Source organism: Leifsonia sp. 22587 (genome assembly GCF_052044215.1).
GTDB lineage: Bacteria > Actinomycetota > Actinomycetes > Actinomycetales > Microbacteriaceae > Leifsonia > Leifsonia shinshuensis_C.
Map to the genome: position 1 here is coordinate 481,058 of NZ_JBQENB010000001.1, position 26,306 is coordinate 507,363.

The 26,306-nt window shown below is 72.1% G+C and carries 25 protein-coding genes; 18 read left to right on the forward strand and 7 right to left on the reverse strand.

The window, feature by feature from the left end; translation table 11 throughout:
* Nucleotides 1-48 precede the first annotated feature (48 nt).
* Nucleotides 49-702 carry an alpha/beta hydrolase gene (locus ACTJI1_RS02365; protein ID WP_310131061.1) on the reverse strand — a complete coding sequence of 218 codons (654 nt, stop codon included), beginning with the start codon at nt 700-702 and terminating at the stop codon, nt 49-51.
* Nucleotides 703-817: 115 nt separating this feature from the next.
* Here ACTJI1_RS02365 and ACTJI1_RS02370 point away from each other — a divergent pair, with 115 nt between their 5' ends.
* Both ACTJI1_RS02370 and wsfD read left to right on the forward strand, forming a co-directional pair.
* A complete protein-coding gene (locus ACTJI1_RS02370; RefSeq protein ID WP_310131060.1) occupies nt 818-1,399 on the forward strand; it encodes an NUDIX hydrolase family protein in 582 nt (193 codons plus the stop codon).
* A 224-nt stretch (nt 1,400-1,623) separates the two neighbouring features.
* A complete protein-coding gene (wsfD, locus tag ACTJI1_RS02375; protein ID WP_440741414.1) occupies nt 1,624-3,180 on the forward strand; it encodes a glycan biosynthesis hexose transferase WsfD in 1,557 nt (518 codons plus the stop codon).
* Between the two features lie 103 nt (nt 3,181-3,283).
* On the opposite strand, the gene ACTJI1_RS02380 is transcribed toward wsfD, so the two are convergent.
* Nucleotides 3,284-4,927, reverse strand: a complete 1,644-nt coding sequence (locus tag ACTJI1_RS02380; RefSeq protein ID WP_440741415.1) for a DEAD/DEAH box helicase — start codon at nt 4,925-4,927, stop codon at nt 3,284-3,286.
* A 243-nt stretch (nt 4,928-5,170) separates the two neighbouring features.
* Between ACTJI1_RS02380 and ACTJI1_RS02385 the strand changes: the two genes are divergently transcribed.
* Nucleotides 5,171-7,402 carry a HelD family protein gene (locus tag ACTJI1_RS02385; RefSeq protein WP_440741416.1) on the forward strand — a complete coding sequence of 744 codons (2,232 nt, stop codon included), beginning with the start codon at nt 5,171-5,173 and terminating at the stop codon, nt 7,400-7,402.
* A 90-nt stretch (nt 7,403-7,492) separates the two neighbouring features.
* Here the strand turns inward: ACTJI1_RS02385 and ACTJI1_RS02390 are convergent, their stop codons facing one another.
* From ACTJI1_RS02390 to ACTJI1_RS02400, 3 genes are read right to left on the reverse strand one after another with little or no spacing between them, the layout of a single operon-like run.
* Complete coding sequence (locus ACTJI1_RS02390) at nt 7,493-8,173, reverse strand: DUF1684 domain-containing protein (RefSeq protein ID WP_310131056.1); 681 nt, start codon at nt 8,171-8,173, stop codon at nt 7,493-7,495.
* Nucleotides 8,170-8,766, reverse strand: a complete 597-nt coding sequence (locus ACTJI1_RS02395; RefSeq protein WP_440741417.1) for a hypothetical protein — start codon at nt 8,764-8,766, stop codon at nt 8,170-8,172. Before ACTJI1_RS02395 ends, ACTJI1_RS02390 begins: the two co-directional genes overlap by 4 nt.
* Nucleotides 8,767-8,816: 50 nt before the next feature.
* Complete coding sequence (locus tag ACTJI1_RS02400) at nt 8,817-10,097, reverse strand: RNA polymerase sigma factor (protein ID WP_440741418.1); 1,281 nt, start codon at nt 10,095-10,097, stop codon at nt 8,817-8,819.
* Nucleotides 10,098-10,242: 145 nt separating this feature from the next.
* On the opposite strand from ACTJI1_RS02400, the gene ACTJI1_RS02405 reads away from it, so the two are divergent.
* From ACTJI1_RS02405 to ACTJI1_RS02430, 6 genes are read left to right on the forward strand one after another with little or no spacing between them, the layout of a single operon-like run.
* Entirely contained in the window at nt 10,243-10,758 is a 516-nt protein-coding gene (locus ACTJI1_RS02405) for an EVE domain-containing protein (protein ID WP_440741419.1), read from the forward strand.
* Nucleotides 10,755-11,405 carry a 2-phosphosulfolactate phosphatase gene (locus ACTJI1_RS02410; RefSeq protein WP_440741420.1) on the forward strand — a complete coding sequence of 217 codons (651 nt, stop codon included), beginning with the start codon at nt 10,755-10,757 and terminating at the stop codon, nt 11,403-11,405. The genes ACTJI1_RS02405 and ACTJI1_RS02410 overlap by 4 nt, the downstream gene beginning before the upstream one ends.
* A gap of 40 nt (nt 11,406-11,445) precedes the next feature.
* Entirely contained in the window at nt 11,446-11,751 is a 306-nt protein-coding gene (locus ACTJI1_RS02415) for a DUF427 domain-containing protein (protein ID WP_440741421.1), read from the forward strand.
* 15 nt (nt 11,752-11,766) lie between these two features.
* Nucleotides 11,767-12,936, forward strand: coding sequence for a PQQ-dependent sugar dehydrogenase (locus ACTJI1_RS02420; protein WP_440741422.1), 1,170 nt, complete (start codon nt 11,767-11,769; stop codon nt 12,934-12,936).
* Nucleotides 12,937-12,957: 21 nt separating this feature from the next.
* Nucleotides 12,958-13,560: a tetratricopeptide repeat protein gene (locus tag ACTJI1_RS02425; protein WP_440741423.1), complete on the forward strand. Its 603-nt coding sequence runs from the start codon at nt 12,958-12,960 to the stop codon at nt 13,558-13,560.
* A 48-nt stretch (nt 13,561-13,608) separates the two neighbouring features.
* Nucleotides 13,609-14,106, forward strand: a complete 498-nt coding sequence (locus ACTJI1_RS02430) for a SprT-like domain-containing protein (protein WP_440741424.1) — start codon at nt 13,609-13,611, stop codon at nt 14,104-14,106.
* A gap of 24 nt (nt 14,107-14,130) precedes the next feature.
* On the opposite strand, the gene ACTJI1_RS02435 is transcribed toward ACTJI1_RS02430, so the two are convergent.
* Nucleotides 14,131-14,739, reverse strand: a complete 609-nt coding sequence (locus tag ACTJI1_RS02435; protein WP_440741425.1) for a GNAT family N-acetyltransferase — start codon at nt 14,737-14,739, stop codon at nt 14,131-14,133.
* Nucleotides 14,740-14,864: 125 nt separating this feature from the next.
* Here ACTJI1_RS02435 and ACTJI1_RS02440 point away from each other — a divergent pair, with 125 nt between their 5' ends.
* Genes ACTJI1_RS02440 through ACTJI1_RS02455 form a run of 4 tightly spaced genes read left to right on the forward strand, consistent with a single transcriptional unit; the run spans nt 14,865 to nt 17,797 of the window.
* Nucleotides 14,865-15,479, forward strand: coding sequence for a CGNR zinc finger domain-containing protein (locus tag ACTJI1_RS02440; protein ID WP_440741426.1), 615 nt, complete (start codon nt 14,865-14,867; stop codon nt 15,477-15,479).
* A gap of 40 nt (nt 15,480-15,519) precedes the next feature.
* Complete coding sequence (locus tag ACTJI1_RS02445) at nt 15,520-16,281, forward strand: LamB/YcsF family protein (RefSeq protein ID WP_440741427.1); 762 nt, start codon at nt 15,520-15,522, stop codon at nt 16,279-16,281.
* Nucleotides 16,278-16,901 (forward strand): 5-oxoprolinase subunit B family protein, encoded by a 624-nt coding sequence (locus ACTJI1_RS02450; protein ID WP_440741428.1) that lies wholly within the window; start codon nt 16,278-16,280, stop codon nt 16,899-16,901. The genes ACTJI1_RS02445 and ACTJI1_RS02450 overlap by 4 nt, the downstream gene beginning before the upstream one ends.
* Nucleotides 16,898-17,797 (forward strand): biotin-dependent carboxyltransferase family protein, encoded by a 900-nt coding sequence (locus tag ACTJI1_RS02455; protein WP_440741429.1) that lies wholly within the window; start codon nt 16,898-16,900, stop codon nt 17,795-17,797. Before ACTJI1_RS02450 ends, ACTJI1_RS02455 begins: the two co-directional genes overlap by 4 nt.
* A gap of 28 nt (nt 17,798-17,825) precedes the next feature.
* Here the strand turns inward: ACTJI1_RS02455 and ACTJI1_RS02460 are convergent, their stop codons facing one another.
* Nucleotides 17,826-18,707: a spermidine synthase gene (locus ACTJI1_RS02460; protein WP_440741430.1), complete on the reverse strand. Its 882-nt coding sequence runs from the start codon at nt 18,705-18,707 to the stop codon at nt 17,826-17,828.
* A 151-nt stretch (nt 18,708-18,858) separates the two neighbouring features.
* Here ACTJI1_RS02460 and ACTJI1_RS02465 point away from each other — a divergent pair, with 151 nt between their 5' ends.
* From ACTJI1_RS02465 to rpoB, 5 genes are all read left to right on the forward strand, one after another.
* The gene (locus ACTJI1_RS02465; protein ID WP_440741431.1) at nt 18,859-19,377 is read left to right on the forward strand and encodes a hypothetical protein; all 519 of its coding nucleotides are present in this window, start codon (nt 18,859-18,861) and stop codon (nt 19,375-19,377) included.
* Nucleotides 19,378-19,413: 36 nt separating this feature from the next.
* Nucleotides 19,414-20,595 (forward strand): sensor histidine kinase, encoded by a 1,182-nt coding sequence (locus ACTJI1_RS02470; protein WP_440741432.1) that lies wholly within the window; start codon nt 19,414-19,416, stop codon nt 20,593-20,595.
* Nucleotides 20,592-21,269 carry a response regulator transcription factor gene (locus tag ACTJI1_RS02475; RefSeq protein ID WP_440741433.1) on the forward strand — a complete coding sequence of 226 codons (678 nt, stop codon included), beginning with the start codon at nt 20,592-20,594 and terminating at the stop codon, nt 21,267-21,269. The genes ACTJI1_RS02470 and ACTJI1_RS02475 overlap by 4 nt, the downstream gene beginning before the upstream one ends.
* Before the next feature lie 152 nt (nt 21,270-21,421).
* Nucleotides 21,422-22,495: an SDR family oxidoreductase gene (locus ACTJI1_RS02480; RefSeq protein WP_440741434.1), complete on the forward strand. Its 1,074-nt coding sequence runs from the start codon at nt 21,422-21,424 to the stop codon at nt 22,493-22,495.
* A 299-nt stretch (nt 22,496-22,794) separates the two neighbouring features.
* Entirely contained in the window at nt 22,795-26,292 is a 3,498-nt protein-coding gene (gene rpoB, locus ACTJI1_RS02485; protein WP_310131019.1) for a DNA-directed RNA polymerase subunit beta, read from the forward strand.
* Nucleotides 26,293-26,306: the final 14 nt, after the last annotated feature.

Sequence of the window (26,306 nt, forward strand, 5' to 3'; positions counted from 1 at the left end):
CTGGCCACCGACAGAGTCAGGGGCTCGGAGTGCGCCTGTGGAGAACGCTCAGCGGGCGGGGAGGTGTGTGCGGATGAACGAGGAGATGTCGCCCAGTTCGAGCGGCGAGATGGCGTGCCCCATGCCCTCGTAGATGCGCGCATCCAGCGAGGAGTGGTCGGGGAGCCAGGCGCTGGTGCGCTCCAGCGAGGTCGCGGGGATGGCGTCGTCGAGCGTCCCCCGGCCCCAGAACACCGGCACCTGCGCATCGGCCAGCTCCGCATCCCGCGGCTGATCGCCCTTCACCACGAAGCCGGAGAGCTGGACCGCGTAGTCGAACCTCTCCGGCGCGAGCCGCAGGAGCTGCAGCGCCATGGCGCCGCCCTGTGAGAACCCCAGCAGTCCGGTCGGGACGTCCGGCTGCTCGTCCAGCCAGTCGAGCACGGCGCGGGCGGCCGCGTCGGCGTTGCCGGCCAGCGGATCGCCCGGCACGTTCGTGAACCGGGAGAACCAGGCGAAGCCGGGGCCCTCCGGGATCGGGGCGCGCAGCGACGCGATGACCGGCTCCAGCGGGAGGTACGCGGAGATGCCGAACAGGTCCGCCTCGTCGGACGCGTAGCCGTGCATGAGGACCAGCAGGGGACGGCCCGCGCGATCGCGCTCGGACGCCGACCACAGCACGGCGTCGCGGTCGATGCGGAGGTCGGGAGCGGGAAACGGCACCCTCCATTCTGCGCCCGGATCGGAAATCGTTCACAGCCCCCGTCGGAGTGGCGCGCATCCACAGATCCGTGCCGGCCCCGTAGGTGCCTGCTGCGGCCTTCCGTAGGATTCATGCATGAGCGTTCGCACTCCGGATCCGGACCCGACCCCCGACCCGCTTCCCGGCGACGGTCCGCAGCCCGGTCCCGCCTGGCTGTCCGACATCGAGCTGGAGCAGATCCGGCGGCGGCTCCCGCTGCTGTACGTGGAGGCGGTGCCCGTCCGGGTGGATGGCCTGGGCCAGGTGACCGAGGTCGGCATCCTGCTGCGCGCGAACGCGGTCGGGCAGATCACCCGCACGCTCGTCTCGGGTCGCGTGATGTACGGCGAGACGCTGCGCGAGGCGCTCTTCCGCCACCTTGAGAAAGACCTCGGGCCGATGGCGTTCCCGCAGCTCCCCGCGAGCCCGGTGCCGTTCCAGGTCGCCGAGTACTTCCCGATGCCCGGCGTCTCCCAGTACGTGGACGAGCGCCAGCACGCGGTGTCCCTGGCTTACGTCGTCCCGGTCACCGGCACATGCGAGCCCCGGCAGGATGCGCTGGAGCTCACCTGGATGACGCCCGAGGAGGCGACATCCCTCACCGTGACGGAAGAGCTCGAGGGCGGCCGCGGCGCCCTCGTCAAGGCCGCCATGGCCTCCCTCGGCCGCATCGCCTGACCTGTCGCTGAAACCCTCGAGACGGGCGTCATGAACCGATGCGTTCGTCGTCTCCTGTAGCGAGCGCTATTGCCGGAGCCAGCTTGGGCGAGCACGGCCGGCGCTGCCCATCGAGCGAAGTGGTCCCCTGAAGAGATCGTTGTTTGACACTGTTCTCGGCGCGGACCGGAGGCAGGAGTCCGTCTATGTCGAGTAATGCGGTGAGAACGTCGGCTCTACCGCGCATGGCGGACGGTCTGCTCAGTTGTTCCATCGCCATCGTCGCGATGGTCGCCGCCCTTCTGAGGGTCGCTGTGCCGTCCTTCCAGGGTCAGGCACCGCACCCTGATGGCGATCGTTACCTCTGTCAGCTCGGCTGGGACGCCGTCGTCCCCACCAACCGTTCAGCCCCACGTTATTGGGATTTCGCCCTCTTCGAGTGGTCGCACAACGGCTTGGCGCCGACGTATCCCTGCACTCCGTATCCGTCATCGGAAGTGTGGCTGCTCAAGGCTCTTCAGTGGTTCTCGTCAACGGTCTCGAGCAAGCCGGGAACGCTCGACTTCCACTGGCTCGTTCTCACGAACGCGGTTCTTGTCGGTGTACTCGTCGGTTTGTTCGCCTATGCGGCCACGGGCATGGCGCTGTGGGCCCGGGTCCTGCTCTCCGCCGTGATCTTCGGCGTACTGAGCGACCCGATCTTCGCGTCCTACGCAGCGGGCCCGATGGGCGAGTATGTCGGGCTCGTCGGCATCGCCCTTCTCGCCGTCGGCGTGGTGTTCTACTCGTCAAACGGTCGACGGATGCTCGGCACCATCCTGGTTGGAATCGGCGGGTTGCTGATGATCACCTCGAAGGTTCAGGCGATCACCCTCCTCATCCCGTTGGCTGCATTCCTGCTGGTCGTCCCACTTGAGCGGCGAGGCAAGGCCGCGCCGGTGAAGCCCGAGGACCGGGTCTGGTCCCGTGCAATCCGTTTCGTGGGTCGGCGGCTGGTAGGAGCGGTTCTCGTGGCCGTATTCGCGGTGGGCGGCGGATGGATGCTCGCCAACAACCCGAAAGAGTTCCAGCAGATCAACCCGTGGGAGCTGATTTCGGTCGGCGTGCTCGGTCACAGCTCCACCCCTGCGCAGGACGTGAAGGAGATGGGCTTTCCGGAGAGCATGGCAAAGTACGCGGGGAAGACCGCGGGCGACGAGAACTCCATCATGTTCACGCCGGAATGGAAGCAGTACGCGTCGCTGATGAACTACGGAACAGTCGCGACGTTCCTGCTGCACCACCCTGACCGGGTCTGGCCTCTCATCGACACGGGTGCGAGCGACTTCTTCGCTGCTCGGCCCTCATATCTCGGGGCGTTCGAGCCGGGCCGTGGAGAGGCACAGGCGAACTCGCTTTCGCTCCTTGCGCTCGCGGGATCGGGCGTCACCGGATTCTTCAGCTTCGCGTTCGCTGGGGTCATAGCCTTCGGCGGAGCGATCCTGGGCGTAAGACGATCGCAGCGAGGTACGCCCTCGCGGGGCTTCGCGAACGCTGCACTGCTGATGGCCTCGTTCACCGTCGTACAGTTCGGCACGGCCATTTTCGGTGAGGCGATCGAGAACAGCAAGCATCTGGTCTTCGCGGTACTCGCCAGTGCCCTGGTCATACCGTTCGTCGTCTCGTCCTTTGCGCTCCGCGCCGACGACAACGCGCTGCCCCCTGAGAGGCCCGTCCCCGAGCATCCCCAGCCCGAGCGTCCCGAGGTCGAGGACCCCGAGGAATCGCAGGTCCGCCCGCTACACGCTGCAGACCTTCCATAGACCCGCCCCCATCGAGTACACGAAAAGTGCACGCTCAGAAGGCTCTGAGCGTGCACTTTTCGTGTACTCGACGACGGGCGCCGAGCGGGATGAACGGGAGCGGTCAGCCCTGGGCGCGGCGGGAGCCGTTGCCCCGGCGCACGGAGGCGTCGGAGCGCGCGGCCGACGGGCGCGCGGCGCCGCCGGAGCGGGCGCCCGCGTGGTCGCGCTGCGCAGACGAGCCGTGGCCCGCGCGCGAGGGCGCAGCGCCGCCGCGCGTGCTCGCGCCCTGCTGGGCCGCACCCGGGCGCTGTCCGCGCCGGCGCGAGCCGCCGCCTGCGGCGCCCGCGGTCGCACCGGCGCCGCGTCCGCCTTCGGCGCCCTGACGGCGTCCGCCGCCCGCGCCCTGCCCGGCGGACTGGCGACCGGCCGCCTGGCCGGCGCCCGCCTGACCGGCGCCCGCCTGGCCGCCGCCGGCGCCGTTGCGCCGCGCGCGCTTCCGCTGCGCGTTCGCGCCCTGCGACGTGCCGCCGCCACCGGCGGTCCGCTGCTGCGGAGCGCTGGGCGCCACGCGCGGGGCCACATCGCCGACGAGCGACGTCACGGCCGCCGACGTCGCGGTGACGCGCTGCGGCGAGACCTGGATGGCCGCCTTGCGCAGGAGGGTCTTCACGTCGTCCGACTGCGCGGTCAGCATCACGGTGACCACGTCGCCGGCGCTGCCCGCACGGGCCGTGCGGCCGGAGCGGTGCAGGTACGCCTTGTGCTCCGCCGGCGGGTCGACGTGGACGACGAGCTCGACGTTGTCCACGTGCACGCCGCGCGCTGCGACGTCCGTCGCCACGAGCACACGCACGCTGCCCTCGCCGAAGGCGGCGAGGTTGCGGTCGCGGGCGCCCTGCGCGAGGTTGCCGTGCAGGTCGACGGCCGGGATGCCGGAGGCGGTGAGCTGCTTGGCCAGCTTCTTGGCCTGGTGCTTGGTGCGGGTGAACAGGATGCGGCGGCTGGTGCCCGACGCGAGCGCCTCGACCAGGGCCTTCTTCTCGTCCGGGGTGTCCACCTGCAGCACGTGGTGGGTCATCGCCTCGACCGGGCTGGTCTCGTCGTCGACGGAGTGCAGCACGGGGGAGTGCAGGAAGCGGGTGACCAGCTTGTCCACACCGTTGTCGAGCGTCGCCGAGAACAGCAGGCGCTGGCCGTCGGCGGGCGTCGCCGAGAGGATGCGCGTCACGACGGGCAGGAAGCCCAGGTCGGCCATGTGGTCGGCCTCGTCGAGCACGGTGATCTCGACGGCGTCGAGGTTCACGAAGCCCTGCTTCATGAGGTCTTCGAGGCGGCCGGGGCAGGCGACGAGGATGTCGACGCCGGCCTTGAGCTCGGCGACCTGCTTGTTCTGCGAGACGCCGCCGAAGACGGTGGAGACACGCAGGGAGTAGGCGTCCGCCAGCGGGCGGAACGTCGCGGCGATCTGGGTCGCCAGCTCGCGGGTCGGGGCAAGCACGAGGGCGAGCGGACGCCCCGGGCGGCGCCGGCCGCCGGCGAGCACGGTGCCGAGCCGTGCGACGAGGGGCAGCGCGAAGGCGATGGTCTTGCCGGAGCCGGTCTTTCCGCGGCCCAGCACGTCCTTGCCCGCGAGGGCGTCGGGGAGCGTGTCGGCCTGGATGGGGAAGGCGTCGGTCTTGCCGTCGGCCGCGAGGACCGCGACGAGAGGAGCGGGTACGCCGAGTTCGGCGAAGGTTGAAGTCACAGGGGTGTGCCTTTCGGGCATCGGACCCGGGCGGCGTCGTGCCGCAGCGGGTCGGGGATGGCGAGCGCACCGAGCGGCGCGATCGTTCGCCGTATGAAGAGAAGCGTGGCGGGGCATGGCCCGGCGCGACGCGAAGCGTTCTACGACGCCGCGGGCAGTTTCATCGCCCGCTGCCTCCACCCTACGGCATCCGGCCGTACGCGTGCTGGGAGCGCACTCGCATCCGGAGGTCGTAGACTGTCGGCCCGGAAACGAGAGGTGGCCATGGGCGTGCTGGAGTCTGAGCTCGATCGCGAACGCGCCGTGGTCTCGCGGCTGTATCGGCGGCTGGACGAACTGCGTGCGGAGACCGAGGAACGCCTCGCCCGCGTGCGCCGCGACAGCGTCGGCAGCAACCATCAGGCACGCAGCGAGCGGGACGCGTTCGCGCGCCTCTACGAGGACCAGCTGACGCAGCTGCGCGACGTGGATGCGCGGCTCGTCTTCGGCCGGCTGCTGCTCGACGAGGCCGTCGACGGTTCCGACCACCGCTACATCGGCCGCATCGGCCTGCGCGACGACGACCAGCGCTCGCTGCTGGTCGACTGGCGTGCGCAGCAGGCGGGCGCCTTCTACCAGGCGACGGCGAGCGAGCGGATGGGCGTCCGCGCCCGTCGGCATCTCACGATGTCGGGGCGTCAGGTGACGCGGATCGACGACGAGGTGTTCGACGAGGCGCTGCTCGACGGCGAGCGCGCCGGCGAGCAGGTGCAGGGCGAGGGCGCACTGCTGGCGGCGCTGACCGCGCAGCGGACCGGCCGGATGCACGACATCGTCGCGACGATCCAGGCGGAGCAGGACCGCATCATCCGGTCGGATCTGCGCGGCGCGCTCGTCGTCCAGGGCGGTCCCGGCACGGGGAAGACGGCCGTGGCACTGCATCGCGCCGCCTACCTGCTGTACGCGAACCGCCAGCGGCTGAGCGCATCCGGTGTGCTCGTGGTCGGCCCGTCGACCGCCTTCTTGCGCTACATCGAGGCGGTGCTGCCGTCGCTGGGCGAGACCGGTGTCGTCATGTCGAGCCTGGGAGAGCTGTTCCCGGGCGTCGAGGCGACCGCCGAGGACGCTCCGGAGGCCGCCGTGCTGAAGGGGTCCGCCCAGATGGCCCGGCTGCTGTCGCGCGCGGTCAAGTCGCGGCAGAAGGCTCCGACCGAGGCGCAGACGATCGTCGTCGACAACGAGCGGCTGGTGGTCGAGCCCGAGCTCGTGCACCGCGCGATCGCGAAGGCGCAGCGCACCGGCAAGCCGCACAACGTCGCGCGGGTCACCTTCGTGAAGCACGCGCTCGCGGAGCTGACCGACCAGCTCGCCGCGCAGCTGCGGGCGGGCGGCTCCACCATCGACGACGCCGACCTGAAGGTGCTCCGCGAAGACCTGCGCACCTCCTACGACGTGCGGGTGCTGCTCAACACCGCCTGGCTGCCGCTCACCCCGCAGAAGCTCCTGCAGGACCTCTACGCCCGTCCCGCCTGGCTCGCCGAGCTGACGCCGCGGTGGACGGACGCGCAGCGCCGCGCCCTGCAGCGCGACCGCTCCGAGCCGTTCACCGTCTCCGACGTCCCTCTGCTCGACGAGGCTGCCGAGCTGCTGGGCGACTTCCCCGGACGGCCGGACCCGGCGGACCGCGAGCGCGACCGCCAGCGCAAGCGCGACCTGGAGAATGCGCGTGCGGCGATCCGCAACATGGGCGTGCAGGGGCTGGTGAGCGCCGAGCAGCTGGCCGACGGCTTCGCCGAGCAGGCCGACCGCGGCACGACCGCCGAGCGGGCCGCCTCCGACCGCAGCTGGACCTACGGTCACGTGGTGGTGGACGAGGCCCAGGAGCTCTCGCCGATGCAGTGGCGCGTGCTGGTGCGCCGGTGCCCGATGAAGTCGTTCACGATCGTGGGCGACATCGCCCAGGTCGCGTCGGCCGCCGGGGCGTCGAGCTGGCAGGATGCGCTGAACCCGGTCTTCAAGGACGCCTGGCGGCTGGAGGAGCTGACCGTCAACTACCGCACCCCCGCGCAGATCACCCGCGAGGCGGAGCGCGTCGCGGCGGAGGCAGGACTCCCGATCACGCCGACGCGGGCCGTCCGCGAGGGCGACTGGCCGATCCGGCGGATCGCCGCCCCCACGCCGGATGCGCAGGCGCTCGCCGGTGCCGTGGCCGACGCCGTCGCGCACGACCGCGGCCTCGACGGCGCGGGCACGCTGGCCGTCATCACCACCGCCGCGGACCTCCCCACGGTCTCCGCGGCCGTCGGGGAGCGGTTCGGCGAGCAGGCGGGCCGGGGCGCCGCGGGCCTCAGCCGCCCGATCGCCGTGCTGACCGGCTACGAGGCGAAGGGACTGGAGTTCGACGCGGTCGTCCTGGCGGACCCGGACGCGCTCGCCGCGGAGTCACCGCGCGGCGCCGCATCCCTCTACGTCGCCATGACGCGCCCCACCCAGCGCCTCACCCTCGTCTCACGCTGAGCGACGCAGCCGCCGAGGTGCACGTCGTTGCGCCCGACACGCCGAGCGGATGCGCAACAAGGTGCACCTCGGCGAAGAGAGCGGCCGGGATCAGGCGCCCGCGTACCGCTCGCCGACCGGGATCTCGACCGGCAGCGTGTTGCCCGCCTGCGCGAGCGGGCACGCCCAGGCCGGGTCGTACGCGCACGACGGGTTGTAGGCGAAGTTGAAGTCGAGCACGAGCGAGGCCTCGCCGTCGTCGGCGTCGAGCCCCAGGTCGGCGCCCTTGATGGTGTCGATCAGGTAGCGTCCACCGCCATAGGTGCCGCCGGGGCGGCCGGCCAGCGCATCCTTCACCGGCACGAATAGGCCGCCGCCGTACGACGAGAGCCGCCAGACGTCGAGGGTCCCGGCGAGCGGCACCCGCACCGTTCCGAGCAGCTCGAACGGCACGACGCCGTCCGTCCCGGTCTCCACGTCCATCCGCTTCGCCTCGGTCGCGGGATGGATCGGCAGCTCGAACCGCCAGTCCGGGTCGTAGGGCACGACGGGCAGCCCGGCGAACCTGTCCCGGTCCTCGGGCAGCAGCGGTGAGGCGGGGTGGGCGGCGAAGAGGTCGTTGCGGCACGAGATCCAGTGCGCGTGCGCCTCGGCCGGGTCGTGCCCGGCGAGCCGGCGGACGGAGGCGTACAGCGCGAAGACCCGGCGCCGCCAGTCGGCGGTCTGGACGGCGGTGATCGCCCGCGCGCCGTCGGCGATCGCGCCTGGTGCGGGCTGCTCGGTGTTCGTCATCGCTGCGCTTCTCCCGTCTCGGTCGCGGCGCCCCCGATCGGCGCGCCGGGCGCGGAGCCGACCGCGTCCTCGTCCGCTCCGTGCACTTCCGGATCGTAGGCCCAGGTGGGTGCGAGGCGCCGCAGGCGCACGCCGCGCCACTGCCAGAACGCCCAGAACGCGTACCAGGCGAACGGCGTCAGCGCGCCCGCGCGCACGATGAGCTGGTCGCGGTAGAGCGTCCTCAGCCGGCCGTTCTCGTCCGGGCCTGCCGGGTCGGGCGCGATGGCCATCCGGTGGTCGAGCCGGGGGATCGCCGCCAGCATCCCACCGGTGCCGCCACCGCTGTCGCGCAGGATGCGCGTTCTCCGCTCCCGCGGATCGGTGGAGCGCAGGACGTCGAGCCGGATGGCCTGGGTGCCCACCGTGAAGGCGCCGAGCGCCCGGACGCTCACCCGGTGCTCCGACCCCCACGTGGTCGGGAAGCCGCCGGGCTCGTCCGAGCGGAAGTCCAGCCACGGCAGGGCGACCTCGCGGAACGCCGTCGGGCTCTGCAGGGCGCGCCAGGCGGCGTCCGGGTCGCAGTCGAGGATGAGCTTCAGCAGCACGCGCATGCTCCCAGTGTCGTCCTCGAGATCAGGATGCGGTGGCCGGGATGCACGACTCAGAGGCATTCCCCGGCTCGCGCCAGCAGCAGGTCCCGTTCCCGCTGGTTGCCGGTCATGGCGGCGGCCCGCTCGAACTCGATCCGCGCCTCCGCCCGGCGGCCGAGCCGCAGCAGCAGGTCCGCCCGCACCGACGGCAGCAGGTGGTACGACGCGAGCGCCCCCTCCACGGCCAGCCGGTCGACCAGCTCGAGCCCCGCCTCCGGTCCGTAGGCCATCGACAGCGCCACCGCGCGGTTCAGGTCGACGACGGCGGATGGGCGCAGCTCGGAGAGGGCGGCGTAGAGCGCGACGATCTCCTCCCAGTCGGTCGCGTCGGGGGTCGGCGCGGTCGCATGACAGGCCGCGATCGCCGCCTGCAGCGCGTACGGCCCGCGGCTCACGGGCGGCCGACGGCTCAGCCGCAGTCCGTCCGACCGGGCGAGCGCGGCCGTCCCGCGCCCGATGAGGATGCGGTCCCAGCGCGTGCGGTCCTGGTCCTGCAGCAGGATGGGCGAGCCGTCCGCCGCCGTGCGGGCGCCGAGCCGGGACGCCTGGAACTCCATCAGCGCCACCAGGCCGTGCACCTCCGGCTCCCGCGGGGTCAGCTCGGCGAGCACGCGCCCGAGCCGCAGGGCCTCGCGGCACAGGTCGGGCCGCATCCAATCGTCTCCGGCGGTCGCGGAGTAGCCCTCGTTGAAGATCAGGTAGACCACCTCGAGCACCGAGGCGAGCCGCTCCCCGAACTCGGCGCGCTCGGGGACCTCGAAGGGAACGCCGGCGGCGCTCAGCGTCCGCTTCGCTCGCACGATCCGCTGCGCCATCGTGGCCGGCGGCACGAGGAACGCCCGCGCGATCTGCTCGGTGGAGAGGCCGCCGAGCAGCTTCAGGGTCAGAGCGACGCGTGCCGGCTGGGGGAGCACGGGATGGCAGGCGACGAACACCAGCCGGAGCAGGTCGTCGCCGATCGGCTCCTGCGCGGCACGGGCCGGATCGTCTTCGCCGAGCTCCTGCTCCAGGTGGTGGGCGATCGCGGCGTACCGGTCGTCGAGCCGCTCGCGGCGCCGCCAGCCGTCGACGGCCCGCCGTTTCGCCACGGTGGTGAGCCACGCTCCGGGGTTGCGCGGGATGCCGGACTCCGGCCACTGCTCCAGCGCGGCGACCAGCGCATCCTGGGCCAGCTCCTCCGCGAGGCCGACGTCGCCGGTGGAGCGGGCGAGCCCGGCGATCAGTCGGCCCGATTCGATGCGCCACACCGACTCGACGGCGCGTCGCGCCTGCGCGGCGCGGTCGTCGCTCATCGGCCGGCCTTCGCCGTCTGAACGGAACGCATGGTCACATCTTCCTCCGCGGTCTCGCCGTCATGGTCACGTCGATCCGCGCCCGCCCGTTTCGACACGGTGCCGATCCGGCGCCGATGACGGCGGTGTGCGCTACAACGGGACCATGGCGATCCGTTACTGGCTGGGCGTTGTGCAGCTCGATCACGTGCTGCGCGGCGTCGCCGGCGGCTTCGCGCAGGTCAACCACGGCGCGCGGGCACCGCTCGAGCGGATGGGCCCGGCCGACGGCTTCGTCTACTACTCGCCGCGCGCGTCATATCCGGACGGCGAGCCCCTCAAGCAGTTCACCGCGGTCGGACGGATTGCGGACGACGCCGTCGTCCAGGTGACCCAGGGGCCGGCGATGTCGGGGCCGGCGTCCGACTTCCGGCCCTGGCGGCGCCGCGTCGAGTGGGACCACGACGCCGTCGCCACGCCCATCCGCCCCCTGCTCGGCGCCCTCGACTTCACCCGCGACCGGCCGGACTGGGGCTACCAGCTGCGGCGCGGCGTCATCGAGCTGACGCGGCACGACTTCGAGCTGATCCGCCGGCAGATGCGGCCCTCGCCCGGAGAGCACCGTCCGGCCCGTTCGGCGCGGTCGGAGGTCGCCGGGCCGCGGATTACGATGTCCCGGTGAGTTCGTCCAGCATCGCCGAGACCACCGCATCCGTCCCCGCCGCATCCGTCCACGCCGCATCCGTCACCACCGGGTCCGTCCCCGCCGCGCATCGCCAGGCAAAGTACCAGGTCCGCTTCGACACCGGCCCCGCGGGGCTCGCCGCGATCGCGAGCGACGCCGACGTGATCGTCCGGGTGGACGCGCTCCCGCCGATCGACGGCGGGGCGGCGCTGGACGCCCCCGGCGACGCGGCCGTCCTCACCGCCGGACTGACCGACGCGGAGGCCGTTGCGCGCTGGATCCTCGCCGAGCAGGTGCGGCTCGGCCGCCGGGCCATGATCGCGCTCGTCGCCGTCGGCGAGAGCGCGCACGACGGCTCCCCGCGTTTCGCCGTGGAGGACCTCCTCGCAGCAGGGGCGGTGGTGGATGCGCTCGCCGCGCTGGGCATCGACTACGCCTCCCCGGAGGCGGCCGCCGCGTGCGCCGCGTTCACCGGCCTCCGCGGCGCCGTCGCCCACCTGCTCACCGCATCCGTCACCGGCCAGGAGCGGATCGCGGCCGGGGCCTCACCGGCCGAGGTCGCCGCCGCGGGGCGCGCCGGATCCTCCGACGCTGTGACCGTGCTGCGAGCCTCCCGGAAGAGCGGTGCGCGCCCGGCGGAATGATCGCGCCCGGGCGTACGTTCGGGCACACAGGAGGTTTTACATGAAAGCCGTGCTGAACGACACCGTCATCGCCGAGGCCCCGCAGGAGGACCTGATCCGCATCGAGGGCAACTGGTACTTCCCGCCCGCGAGCGTCAAGTCCGAGTACCTGGTCGAGAGCGACACGCCGTACACCTGTCCCTGGAAGGGCGAGTGCCAGTACTTCTCCGTGAAGTCGGAGGACGGCGGCGTGCTGCAGGACCGCGCCTGGAGCTACCCGACCCCGTACCCGAGCTCGTTCGACCGGGTGGGCAAGGACTACAGCAACTACGTCGCCTTCTGGAAGGACGTCCGCGTCGTCGACTGACGACCGGAGCCGACGATGTCCCGTCCCGGCCGCCGCTCAGGGCTTCTCGCCCTGACGGCGGCCGTGTTCGTTCTGGCGGGATGCTCAGCGCCGCAGACGCCCGATCCGACGGTCACCCGAACACCGACCTCGACGCCGCGGCCGACCGGCACCTCGGCCGCGGTCGCGGCGATCCCCTGGCAGCCGAGCGGCGCATCCACGGTGCTCGAGACCGGGTTGGAGGCGCCCTGGTCGGTCCTCCGCCTCCCGAGCGGTTCGGCCCTGATCAGCGAGCGCGACTCCGGCGCCGTGCTCGAACGGCTGCCGGCGGGCGGCCTGCGACCGGTGGGCACCGTCCCGGGGGTGGTGCACCAGGGCGAGGCAGGTCTCCTCGGCCTCGCGGTGCAGGCGGACTCGGCCCCCGCGTCCCTGTACGCCTACCTGACGACCGGCGAGGACAACCGGGTGGTGCGGATGCCGCTGAGCGGCGTCCCGGGGAGCTACGCGCTCGGCGCGCCCGAGCCCGTGCTGACCGGCCTGCCCAAGGCGTCCAACCACGACGGCGGCCGGATCGCGTTCGGGCCGGACGGCATGCTCTACGTCACCGTCGGCGACGCCTCCGACCCCCAGCGTGCGCAGGACGTGGCGTATCTCGGCGGCAAGATCCTGCGGCTGACCCCCGACGGCGACGCCCCCGCGGACAACCCGTTCCCCGGCTCGCCGGTGTGGAGCTACGGCCACCGCAACCCGCAGGGCATCGGCTGGGACTCCCGCGGCACGATGTGGGCCGCCGAGTTCGGCCAGAACACGTGGGACGAGCTCAACATCATCCACCCGGGCAACAATTACGGCTGGCCGGTCGTCGAGGGCGTCGGGGGCGATCCGCGGTTCGTCGATCCCGTCCACCAGTGGCCGACGGACGAGGCGAGCCCGAGCGGTCTCGCGGTCGTCGGCGACACGATCTTCCTGGCCGCGCTGCGCGGGGAGCGGCTCTGGACGGTGTGGCCGACCGACGGGGGAGCACCCGTCTCCGTCGCCCCGTTCTTCGCCGGCGAGTTCGGACGGATCCGGGATGCGGTGGCCGTCGGTGACCGCATCTGGCTGCTGACGAACAACACCGACGGCCGCGGATCCCCGCGCTCCGGCGACGACAGGCTCATCGAGGTGCCGCTCACTCCCGCGCAGGCTGTCAAGCGCCCGGGCTGAGCGCCCGCTGCGGGTAGTCTTGTGAGCGAGACACCGATCGGGAGCAGAACCCTGAGCATCATCCTCGGATACGATCCGACCACCCTGCGCGAACGCGTCGATCTGCGCGCTGCCGGCGAGCGGCTCGAGGAGCTCGGCAGCCTGCGCAGCCTGAGCGCGCTCAACGAGAAGGCCGTGCTGCTGCGTCTGCTGGGCCGGCTCGACGAGGCCATAGACATCGCCAACGAGGCGGTGCGCCAGGCACGGTTCACCGGTGACCGGGAGCAGCTGCTCGGCGCGCGCATCCGTCACGCCCAGGTGCTGCAGTACCAGGGCAAGGCCGACGAGGCGATCATCGAGCTGACCGGATGCGTCGACGAGGCCCGGGGCCGGGAGTGGACGGCACTGGAGGCGTTCGCGATCCAGAACCGCGGCAAGGTGTGGTTCGACACGGGCGACTACGAGAACGCCCTGGCCGACATGACGGCTGCGGTGTTCCTGCGCGAGAAGCTGGGCGCCTCCCCGGCCGAGATCCAGGCGGCGCTCACCGCGGTCGCCGTCGTGCAGTCCGCCCTCGACGCGCAGCGCGGCACCGCCGGTGGTGCCGGTTCACCGGACGGCCAGGGCGGCACCGATCACGCGTAGGATGCTCGACATGGAGGAGTGGAGCGCTCCGGGCGGGGACCGTCGCTGATGGCCGAGCTCGACCGCGTGCGGCGCTGGGCGGATGCCCTGATCGCCCTGCACCTGGATCCGTCCGTCTGGAGTTTCGGTTTCGACAACGCCAAGACCCGCGCGGGGCTGTGCAACTACACCACCAAGCGGATCACCGTCTCGCGCTACCTGGCGGCGCGCTATGAGGACGACGAGATCCACCAGATCCTGCTGCACGAGGTCGCGCACGCCCTCGCCGGCTCCCGGGCCGGTCATGGTCCGCGCTGGCGCGCGATCGCGCTCGACCTCGGCTACGAGGGCAAGCGCCTGCACGGGGGTGCGATCGCCGACGACCTGGCCCCGTGGGTGGGCACCTGCCCGAACGGACACACGCACTACCGCTACCGCAAGCCCGCCCGCGCCCTGGCGTGCGGGGCGTGCAGCCGGCGGTTCGACGCCGCGAACCTGATCGCCTGGCAGCACCGCGAGGTCTCCTCGGCGCAGCGCCGGGTCGCCGCGGCGGCCGCGACGGAGTAGCGCCCGGCGTCGAGCCTCCCGGGCTCAGGCGTGCGCGACCCCGAGCCGCTCGTCAAGACCATCCCGCACCGCCGGCCACTCGTCGCTCAGGATGGAGTACACGGCCGTGTCCCGCCAGGTGCCGTCCGCGCGGCGCTGGGTGTGCCGGAGGACGCCCTCGAATGTCGCCCCGAGCCGCACGATCGCGGCCCGTGAGCGTTCGTTGAGCACGTCGGCCTGCAGCTTCACGCGCTCGAAGCCGTGGTCGAAAGCGGTGCCGAGCAGCAGGCGCTTCGTCTCGGCGTTCACGCGACCGCCCCACGCCTCGGGCGCGTACGCCGTCCAGCCGATGTGTGCGGACTCGTTGACCAGGTCGAAGTCGCCGAGGGTCGTGGTGCCGACCAGGCGGTCGCCATCACGGAGCACCACGGCGGTCACGTTGCTGCGCTCCCAGTCGAGGTAGCGCAGGATGAACTCCCGCCACTCCTCGTAGGTGTCGCGGAACGCCGCGGGACCGCCGCCCCACCCGCCGGCGAACACCTCGGGACGGCCGATCGCGTCGAAGAGGTCCGGGAGGTCGTCCAGCGTGAGCGCGCGGAGACGCACCGTCGCGCCCTCCAGCGTCGCGGTCGGGTCGGGGCGGGTCGCGGTCATCCGCCCAGTATGCCAAAGCGGGTCGACGCTCGTGCCGGGGCGCGGTGCCGCCGGTCCGGTACAGTATCGGGGGCCCTCCGGCCTCGTTGCGGCTGCCGCATCCGCTAACCGACTATGTTGGTTACATGGCGATGGAAGCGATACTCACCCGCGGGACCGGCCAGTGGATGGAGCCCGCCGACGGGCAGCGCTGGTGGTTCGACTCCGGGTCGCTCGCCCTCGACTTCGCCTACACCGGCGGCCTCGACTCCGAGGCGGAGGAGGACACGACCGTCCGTGACGCGGCAGCGCTCAACGACTGGCTGATCGAGCGGTTCCCCGAGGTCGCGCCGACCGCGGGGGAGCGCGAGTTCCGCGACGCCGGCGCCCTGCGCGCGGCGATCGGCCGCCTGGCGCGCCAGGCGAGCGTCGGCGACCCGCTGTCGCCCGACGACGTGGACGTCGTGAACCTGTTCGCCGCGACCCCGGACATCCCGCCGGTGCTGGCCGGCGGCGGCCGCCAGGCGGGTCGCACGAACGCGCGCCCGCACCAGGCCCTCGGCTCGATCGCGCGCGACGCCGTGCGCCTGTTCGGACCGGACGTGGACGGCCGGATCCGCGAGTGCTCCGCCGAGGACTGCCGCCTCGTCTACCTGGACACCTCGCGCAGCGGCACCCGCCGCTGGTGCTCGATGCAGCGCTGCGGCAACCGTGCAAAGGTCCGGGCGCACCGGGCGCGGGCGGCGCGCGCGCGGCAGTAGCGCCGAGGGAGCGTGCGACCGAGGTTGGCACAATAGGGACATGACGCGTCCCATCGACCTCAACAGCGACCTCGGCGAGTCCTTCGGCGCCTGGTCGATGGGCGACGACGCCGCCCTGTTGCGGCTCGTGTCGAGCGCCAACGTGGCCTGCGGCTTCCACGCCGGCGACGCGTCCACCATGCTCGCGACCTGCCGGGAGGCGGCGGCGAACGGCGTCACCGTCGGTGCTCACGTCTCGTACCGCGACCTGGCCGGGTTCGGCCGCCGGTCGATGGACGTCCCGCCGGGCGAGCTCCGCGACGAGGTGCTGTACCAGCTGTCGGCGCTGCACGGCCTGGCGCGGGTGGCCGGCACGGCCGTCCGCTACGTGAAGCCGCACGGCGCCCTGTACAACCGCATCGTCCGCGACGACGCCCAGGCGCGGGCGGTGGTGGATGCGGTGCTCGCTTTCGACCCGTCGCTCGCCCTGCTCGGTCTCGCCGGCTCGGCGGTCGAGCATGCGGCGGAGGACGCCGGCCTCAGGTTCGTGCGCGAGGCCTTCGTGGACCGCGGCTACCGCGCCGACGGCACCCTCGTGCCGCGCACCGAGCCGGGCGCGCTGCTGACGGACGACGCGGCCATCGCCGCCCGTGCCGTCCGCATGGTCGGAGAGGGACGCGTCACAGCGGCCGACGGCACCGACATCCCGGTCGAGGTCGACTCGCTGTGCGTGCACGGCGACACCCCGGGCGCCGTGACCATGGCCCGCGCCGTGCGCGACGCGCTCGCCGGGGCAGGCGTCACCGTGGAGCCGTTCGCGTGACCCGCCGCATCCTCCCGTACGGGGATCACGCGCTGCTGATCGAGCTGGACGGGCTGGATGCCGTGCTCGCCCTGTTCCGCGGCCTCGAGTCCACGCGCCCCAACGGGGTCGTGGACCTGATCCCCGCCGCCCGCACCATCGCGGTGGAGGTCGAGCCGCGCATCCTGCCGCTCAGCGCCGCAGCCGCGTGGGTGGAGCGCACCCCTCCCCGGGAGCCGGAGGAGGGCGAGGAGCGGATGGTCGACGTGGCCGTGAGCTACGACGGCGAGGACCTCTCCGAAGTCGCGCGGATCACCGGGCTGACCGAGCGCGACGTGGTCACGGCGCACACCGGCACGCCGTGGCGGGTGGCGTTCGGCGGCTTCGCGCCCGGGTTCGCGTACCTCGTCGCCGATGCCCCCGCCGCGCCGCTCGAGGTGCCGCGGCGCAGCACGCCCCGCACCTCCGTCCCCTCCGGATCCGTCGGGCTGGCCGGAGTCTTCAGCGGCGTCTACCCCCGCTCCAGCCCGGGCGGCTGGCAGCTGATCGGCCGCACGCATGCGGTGCTCTGGGACGAGGCCGCCGACCCTCCCGCACTGCTCCGGCCGGGCACCGTCGTGCGCTTCCGGGAGGCGTCGTGAGCCTTCGCATCCTGGACCCCGGTCCGCTGGCCCTGCTGCAGGATCTGGGCCGGCCGGGCCTCGCCGCCGTCGGGGTCGGCCGCTCCGGCGCGCTCGACCGCGGCGCCCTGCGCCTCGCCAACCGGCTGCTCGGCAACGACGAAAGCGACGCCGGGGTGGAGGCCCTGCTCGGCGGCCTCGCGGTGGAGTTCGAGCGCGACACGTGGTTCGCGGTGACCGGCGCGACCGGCCCGCTGCTGCTCGACGACCGCCTGGTGGATGCGCACCAGGCGGTCCGCGCCCCCGCCGGCCAGACGCTTCGCATCGGCACGGCCGTCGCAGGAGCCCGCCGCTACCTCGCCGTCCTCGGCGGCATCGACGTGCCTCCCGTTCTCGGCTCCCGGTCGCGCGACACCCTGGCGGGTCTCGGGCCGGCGCCGCTCGCAGCGGGCGACGTGCTGCCGCTCGGCGAGCATCCCGGCACCGACCTTCCGCTGCTGGACTTCGTCCCGGTCGCCGAGCCGACGACCGACGCGGTCGAGGTGCGCGCCTACCGGGGCCCGCGCGCGGACTGGTTCACGGAGGCGGCTCTCGACGACTTCTTCACGCTCGACTGGCGTGCCGCCGACCGCAGCGACCGCATCGGCGTGCGGCTCGACCCTCCCCCCACCGGCCGCCACACCGCACCCGCCGTGCCGGAGGTCCCGGTGCTCGAACGTGCGGTCGTGAGCGAGCTGCCGAGCGAGCCCATGGTCGCAGGCTGTGTGCAGGTGTCGCCGGACGGCCGTCCCACCGTGCTGCTCGCCGACCACCCGGTGACCGGCGGCTACCCGGTGATCGCTGTCGTCGCCGACGCATCGCTGGACGCGTTCGGGCAGCTGCGGCCGGGCCAGCCGGTGCGGTTCCGGCACGCCTGACGCGCGTCGGCCCGCGCGCGGGCGGGGTTCAGTCCCGCCGCGTCCCGGTCTGGAAGATGCTGCGCGCCGGCGTCGGCGACGGCACGCTGGTCGCATCCGTCACGATCGGAGCACCCGCGGCGAACGTCCGCAGTTCCGCGCCCGCGACGGCCTTGGCGGGATGCGGACCGCTCGCCAGCAGCCGCGGCAGCCACTCCAGCGGCAGCGGCGAGTTGGAGCCGACCAGCACCACATTGCCGAACCGTCGGCCCTTCAGCACCTGCGTCTCGGCGAGCGCCGCGACGTTCTCGACGACCGCGCCCAGCGTCGACACCTGGCTGCGCGCGAAGGTGAGCGGCGGTCCGTCGGCGACGTTGACGAGCACGATGCCGTCCGGTTTCAGGAGGGACACCGCCGAGCGGTAGAACTCCACGCTGGTCACGTGCGCAGGCGTGCGGGAGCCGCTGAAGATGTCCACCACGAGCAGGTCGACCTGGCCGCGCAGCCCGGCGGGCAGCTTGCCGACGACCTCGCGGGCATCCCCGTGCCGGATGCGGATCTGCGCGTAGCGGGGGAGCGGCAGGTGCTCGCGCACCAGGTCCACCAGACGGCTCTCCAGCTCCACCACCTGCTGCCGCGAGCCCGGCCGGGTGTACGCGATGTAGCGCGGGAGGGTGAGCGCTCCGGCGCCGAGGTGGACCGCGGTGATCGGCTCGCCGGGCTCGCCGATGAGGTCGATGACGTTGCCCATCCGCTGCACGTATTCGAAGAACAGCTGCGTCGGGTCGTCGAGGTTCACGTGCGACTGCGGTGTGCCGTCCACCACCAGCTGGTACGCGCCGGGGACGAACCGGTCCGGCTCGACCGTCGCCAGGTATCCGCTCTCCGAGAGCGTGACCGAGGGATGCTGCGACGCCGGGTTCTGAGGCACACCGGCAGCCTAGTCGCGGCATCAGCCCCGATCCTCCGGCCCGCTCCTCCACCCGGATCTCCACCCGCATCTCCACCCGTCGGCTGTGCCGGCCGGAGGCTCGCGGCGCGACGCTGGAGGAGTGCCGGATGCTCCGGCCGGAAAGGCTCCCATGACTGTCCAGACGCTCGGAAACGCGATCCTCATCCTCCTGCTGATCGGGTGGGTCGGCTACCGGCAGCTCACGTGGCGGCCCGTCGTCGTCTCGCGGATGTGGCGAGGGCCGGCCGTCTTCGCGGTCGTCGGTGCGGTCCTGCTCGTGCAGCAGTCGCACCCGGCGACCATCACCGCGCTCGACCTGGCCGTCATCTCCGGCGAGATCGTGCTGTCGCTCGCCATCGGCGCCTGGATGGGCGCGATCGCCCGGTTCCGCCGCCTCCCGGAGCCCGTGGTCGCGGGCAAGAACCCGACCGACATCGCGGTGTACGAGTCGCGCACCGGTGTGCTCGGGCTCATGCTGTGGGTGGCCGTGATCGCCGTCCGCGTCGTGATCGACGTGCTGGCGTCTCAGGCCGGGGCCCACCTGGTGGCATCGACCGGCATCATCCTCCTCGTGTTCGCGGCGAACCGCGCCGCGCGCACGGCGGTCTTCGCCGCACGGCTCGACCGTCACGCCGCGGTGGCGGCGTGACGGCGCGCCCGTGCGCCCTGGCTGCATGATGGTCGAGTGAACTCCGTCCGTCCCAGTTGGCTGTCCCTCGCGCTGACCGCGGTCGGCGCGGCGGCGGTCGGCTACGGGCTCCTCACCACGCACTCGTCGGTGCGCCCGGCGTGGGCGCTCACCCTCGGACTCGTGACCGTCGCCCTCTGGATCGTGCGCGGGCTGCTCGCCCGGGCGGGGCTCGGCCGCATGGCGGCCGTCTGCTCGGTCGTGATCGTCCTGATCGCCGCTCCGATCGCCGCCGTGACCGACGGACTGACGATCGTGCCGGCCGCCGTCGCCGTGGTCGCCCTCCTCGGCGACCCGCGGGAGCCGCTGTGGGAGGGCCTCCTCCTCGGCGGGGTGGGTGCCGCCCTGGTCGCCGTCGGGGCGGTGCCGGTCGGAGCGCCGGTGCTGGCCGTCCTCGCGATGATGGGCGGGATGCTGCTGGGCGTCTTCGGCGGCCTGAGCCGGCGGCAGTTCCGTGTGGCGGAGGAGCAGGCGGCCCTCCTGCGCGAGCGGGAGGTGGAGAGGCGGGAGGAGGCGTCCCGCGTCGCGATCGCCCGCGATCTGCATGACGTGCTCGCGCACAGCCTCGGCGGTCTCGTGATCCAGCTGGACGCGGTGGATGCGCTGCTCGAAGCGGGCGACGCAGCCTCGGCCCGCTCCCGGGTCGTCGCCGCCCGCGGCCTCGCGGCGGAGGGACTGGGGGAGGCGCGGCGCGCGGTCGCGGCGCTCCGCGACCCGGCCGTCGCGGGGGAGGCGACCGTTGCTCCCGCGCTCGAGGATGCCGTCGCCGACGCCGTGGCGACGCACCGCTCCCTGGGCGGGAGCGCCGAACTCTCGGTGACGGGCACACCGCGATCCGTCACGGCCGCGCAGACCGCCGCCTTCCAGCGGGCGGCGCAGGAGGCGCTGAGCAACGCCAGGAAGCACGCGCCCGGTCAGCCCGTGCGGCTGGACCTCGCCTGGCAGGATGACCGCGTGCGCCTCACGATCTCCAACCCGCTCGCCGCCGCATCCGCCGGGGACGCCGCGGCCGCGGTATCCGCCGCGGAAGCTGCGGCCTCGGCGCTCACCGCGACCGGCGGCGGCCACGGACTGCAGGGCATGCGCGAGCGCTTCGCGGCGCTGTCCGCGGGCGGGTCCGTCGAGGTCGCCGAGACGGCGGACAGTTTCACCGTCACGGTCACGGCGGTCCTGCCGTGACCGCGCCGGGCCGCATCCGCGTCGCCGTGGCCGACGACCAGGCGATCATCCGCGACGGCCTGGTCACCGTGCTCGGACTGCTGCCCGACATGGAGGTCGTCGGCGAAGCAGCCGACGGGGAGGCGGCGGTGGCGCTCGCCGTCGCCGAGCGACCCGACGTGCTGCTGATGGACCTGCGCATGCCCGTGCTCGACGGCGCCGCCGCGACCGCCCGGGTGCGCGACGAGGCGCCGGGGACCGCGGTGCTCATCCTGACCACCTACGCGGACGACGCATCCATCATGGGTGCGCTGCGCGCCGGAGCCCGCGGCTACCTCACCAAGGACGCCGGCCGGTCCGAGCTGGCCGCCGCCGTCCGCGCGGTCGCGAGCGGCCAGACCACGCTCGCCCCCGAGGTCGGCGCGCGCGTGATCGGCGCCTTCAGCGCCGGCGCCCCGGCGACGCCCGCCGACGCCGGCCCCGCGGACGCGGCCGCCGCACTCACGCACCGCTTCCCCGCACTGACCCGCCGAGAGGCGGAGGTGCTGGCCCTGGTCGGCGACGGCCTGAGCAACGCCGAGATCGCCGCGACCCTCTTCGTCAGCGTCGCCACCGTCAAGACCCACATCAACGCGATCTTCGCCAAGCTCGCCGTCCGCGACCGCGCCCAGGCCATCGCCCTCGTCCGCTCCTGACCCGCCCCCGCCCCACCTCCGCCCTCCGCCCGCTTCCCGCGACTGCCGCATCTCGTAACGTCTGCGCCCCGTCGCGCACCCGCGCACGTCCCGTACCACCGCAGTCGCCCGGGGCGGTAGCGCCGCCGCGCAACCGGGAGAAGGATGGAACCGTGAGCGATCCGAGCACCACCCCCGACCGCGTCCTCGTCACCGGCGGCTCCGGCTTCCTCGGCGCCCACTGCGTCCTCGCCCTGCTGAACGCCGGGTACCGCGTGCGCACCACCATCCGGACGCCCGCGCGCGCCGCCGACGTCCGCTCGCAGCTCGCGGCCGGCGGCCTCGACGACCCCGGCGACCGCCTGGAGTTCGCCATCGCCGACCTGACGTCCGACGAGGGCTGGGCGGAGGCGGTGGCCGGCTGCCGCTTCGTGCTGCACGTCGCCTCCCCGTTCCCGTCGACGCAGCCCAAGGACCCCGACGAGCTGATCCGCCCCGCCCGCGACGGGGCCCTACGCGTGCTCCGCGCCGCGCGCGACGCCGGGGTCGAGCGCGTGGTGCTCACCTCCTCCTTCGCGGCCGTCGGCTACGGCCACGCCCCGACCGACCGGCCCTTCACCGAGGAGGACTGGACGGAGCTGGACAGCGGCCGCCCGGTGAGCCCCTACGTGCAGTCGAAGACGATCGCCGAGCGCGCGGCGTGGGACTTCGTCGCCGAGCACGGCGCCCGCCCCGACGGTGCACCGCTCGAGCTCGCCACGGTCAACCCGGTCGGAATCCTCGGTCCGGTGCTCGGCCCCGACGTCTCCACTTCAGTCGAGCTGATCCGCCTGGTGAAGGAGGGACGCCTCCCGCGACTGCCCGACGTCCGGTTCGGCATCGTCGACGTCCGCGACGTCGCCGAGCTGCACCTTCTCGCCATGACCCGGCCCGAGGCCGCCGGGCAGCGCTTCCTCGCGATCGCCGGCGACGTGATGAGCGCCCAGGAGGTCGCCCTCCTCATCCGCGGGCACCTCGGCGAGGCCGCCGGCCGGCGCATCGGCACGAAGCTCATGCCGATGTGGATGCTCAAAGCCGCCGCGCCGTTCAGCCGCCGTGTGCGCGGATCGCTCTCCGACCTCGGCTCGGTGCGCCGGGCGACCTCCGCCAAGGCGCAGACAGTGCTCGGCTGGTCGCCGCGCACCCGCGAGGAGGCCGTCATCGCGACCGTCGACACGCTCCCGACGTACCGCTCGCACCGGTCCTGACCGGGCCACGAGCGGCCCGCAGCGACCGGGAATATCCGGGCGTTCGCCGGGTTATACCCCAGTACGCGCCTCCGGTCAAGAAAAGACTGGACACGGCGCGCCTGATTGACATATAGTTGTTCTTTGCGCTCCCAGTCAAACTTCTGCCTTCATATTGCGGTCGGCTCTGACTTCTCCGCGTGTGCCTGGGCCCGTCCTTTCGGGTCATATACGGCAGCGCGATGCGACTGGGAGTTCTCGTCCAGACAACTACACGACCGACAGTAACTGGGCCGACCGGGCCCACGGAGGTTATTTCCTTGGCTGCTGCGCGCAACGCAACCAACACCGACAAGACACCCAAGAACGGACGAGCCGCATCTCGTCTTTCGTTCGCAAAGATCACGGACACCCTCACCGTTCCCGATCTGCTCGCACTGCAGACGGAGAGCTTCGACTGGCTGGTCGGAAACGACGCGTGGAAGGCGCGCGTCGCGGAGGCCGAGGCCCAGGGTCGTCAGGATCTGCCCGCCAACACGGGCCTCGAGGAGATCTTCGAGGAGATCTCTCCCATCGAGGACCTCGGCGAGACCATGCAGCTCTCGTTCACGAACCCCTTCCTCGAAGAGAAGAAGTACTCGATCGACGAGTGCAAGGAGAAGGGCAAGACCTACGCGGCCCCGCTCTACGTCGAGGCCGAGTTCATGAACCACCTCACCGGTGAGATCAAGACGCAGACGGTCTTCATGGGCGACTTCCCGCTCATGACCGAGCGCGGCACGTTCATCATCAACGGCACCGAGCGCGTCGTCGTCTCGCAGCTCGTCCGCTCGCCGGGCGTGTACTTCGAGGCCACCCCCGACAAGACGTCCGACAAGGACATCTTCTCGGCCCGCGTGATCCCGAGCCGTGGAGCGTGGCTCGAGTTCGAGATCGACAAGCGCGACCAGGTCGGCGTCCGCATCGACCGCAAGCGCAAGCAGTCGGTCACCGTGTTCCTCAAGGCCCTCGGCCTCACGAGCGAGGAGATCCTCTCCGAGTTCGCCGGGTACCAGTCGATCGAACTGACCCTCGAGAAGGACGCCATCCTCACCAAGGAGGAGGCGCTCAAGGACATCTACCGCAAGCTGCGTCCGGGCGAGCAGGTCGCCGCCGAGGCCGCGCGTGCGCTGCTCGACAACTTCTACTTCAACCCGAAGCGATACGACCTCGCGAAGGTCGGCCGTTACAAGATCAACCGCAAGCTCGGCCTCGAGGCCCCGCTGTCGGACTCGGTGCTGACCGTCCAGGACATCATCGCCACGATCAAGTACCTGGTCGCCCTGCACGACGGCCAGACCACGTTCAAGGGCCTCCGCAACGGCGTCGAGACGGACATCCGCCTCGACATCGACGACATCGACCACTTCGGCAACCGTCGTATCCGCGCCGTCGGCGAGCTCATTCAGAACCAGGTCCGCACCGGTCTGTCCCGCATGGAGCGCGTCGTCCGCGAGCGCATGACCACGCAGGACATCGAGGCGATCACCCCGCAGACCCTGATCAACGTGCGACCCGTCGTCGCCGCGATCAAGGAGTTCTTCGGAACGTCGCAGCTGTCGCAGTTCATGGACCAGAACAACCCGCTCGCGGGTCTGACCCACAAGCGCCGCCTCTCCGCGCTCGGCCCCGGTGGTCTGAGCCGTGAGCGCGCCGGCGTCGAGGTCCGTGACGTCCACCCGTCGCACTACGGCCGCATGTGCCCGATCGAGACGCCGGAAGGCCCGAACATCGGTCTGATCGGCTCGCTCGCGTCCTTCGCGCGCATCAACTCCTTCGGCTTCATCGAGACGCCGTACCGCAAGGTCGTCGAGGGCCGGGTCACCGACCAGATCGACTACCTGACCGCTTCGGAGGAGGACGACTTCGTCGTCGCGCAGGCCAACGCCCCGCTCGACGCGAACGGCCACTTCGTCGAGGAGCGCGTGCTCGCCCGTCAGAAGGGCGGCGAGGTCGACCTGATCCCCGCCGACGAGATCGGCTACATGGACGTCTCCCCGCGCCAGATGGTGTCGGTCGGTACGTCGCTGATCCCGTTCCTCGAGCACGACGACGCCAACCGAGCCCTCATGGGTGCGAACATGCAGCGCCAGGCGGTGCCGCTGCTCCGCTCGGAGAGCCCGGTCGTCGGTACCGGTATGGAGGGCTACGCGGCCATCGACGCGGGTGACGTGGTCACCGCGGAGAAGTCCGGTGTGGTCAGCGAGGTCTCGGCCGACGCGGTCACCGTGATGGCGGACGACGGCACGTACCAGACCTACTACCTGCGCAAGTTCGACCGCTCGAACCAGGGCACCTCGTACAACCACCGCGTGGTCGTCGACGAGGGTGACCGCATCGAGCAGGGCGAGGTCGTCGCCGACGGTCCCGCGACCGAGAACGGCGAGCTCGCGCTCGGCAAGAACCTGCTCGTCGCGTTCATGCCGTGGGAGGGTCACAACTTCGAGGACGCGATCATCCTCAGCCAGAACCTGGTGAAGGACGACACCCTCTCCTCGATCCACATCGAGGAGTACGAGGTCGACGCCCGCGACACCAAGCTGGGCAAGGAGGAGATCACCCGCGACCTGCCGAACGTCAGCCCGGACCTCCTGGCCGACCTCGACGAGCGCGGCATCATCCGCATCGGCGCCGAGGTGCGCCCCGGCGACATCCTCGTCGGCAAGGTCACGCCGAAGGGCGAGACCGAGCTGTCGGCCGAGGAGCGCCTGCTCCGCGCGATCTTCAACGAGAAGAGCCGCGAGGTGCGCGACACCTCCCTCAAGGTCCCGCACGGCGAGGAGGGCACCGTCATCGGTGTCAAGGTCTTCGACGCGCAGGACGGCGACGACGAGCTCGGCTCCGGCGTGAACCAGCGCGTGGTGGTCTACATCGCCCAGAAGCGCAAGATCACCGCGGGTGACAAGCTCGCCGGCCGTCACGGCAACAAGGGCGTCATCTCCAAGATCCTTCCGGTCGAGGACATGCCGTTCCTCGCCGACGGGACGCCGGTCGACGTCATCCTGAACCCGCTGGGTGTCCCCGGTCGAATGAACTTCGGTCAGGTCCTGGAGATCCACCTCGGGTGGATCGCCAAGAACGGCTGGGAGATCAAGGGCAAGCCGAAGTGGGCCGCCGAGCTTCCGGAGCAGGCCTTCTCGGCCGCGCCGAACACGAAGGTCGCGACCCCGGTGTTCGACGGTGCGAAGGAGGAGGAGATCGCTGGTCTGCTCGACTCGACGCTCCCGACGCGCGACGGCGACCGCCTGATCGGCTCCTCCGGCAAGACGCAGCTGTTCGACGGCCGCTCCGGCGAGCCGTACCCGGACCCCGTTTCGGTCGGCTACATGTACATCCTGAAGCTGCACCACCTGGTCGACGACAAGATCCACGCGCGTTCGACCGGCCCGTACTCGATGATCACCCAGCAGCCGCTCGGTGGTAAGGCGCAGTTCGGTGGTCAGCGCTTCGGTGAGATGGAGGTGTGGGCCCTCGAGGCCTACGGTGCCGCGTACGCGCTGCAGGAGCTCCTGACCATCAAGTCGGATGACATCCTCGGCCGCGTCAAGGTCTACGAGGCCATCGTCAAGGGTGAGAACATCCAGGAGCCGGGCATCCCGGAGTCCTTCAAGGTCCTCATCAAGGAGATGCAGTCCCTCTGCCTGAACGTGGAGGTGCTCTCGGCCGACGGCCAGGCGGTCAGCCTGCGCGACTCGGACGACGAGGCCTTCCGCGCGGCGGAAGAGCTCGGCATCAACATCTCCTCGCGCTTCGAGTCCTCGTCGATCGACGAGATCTAAGCGGCAGCCAGACC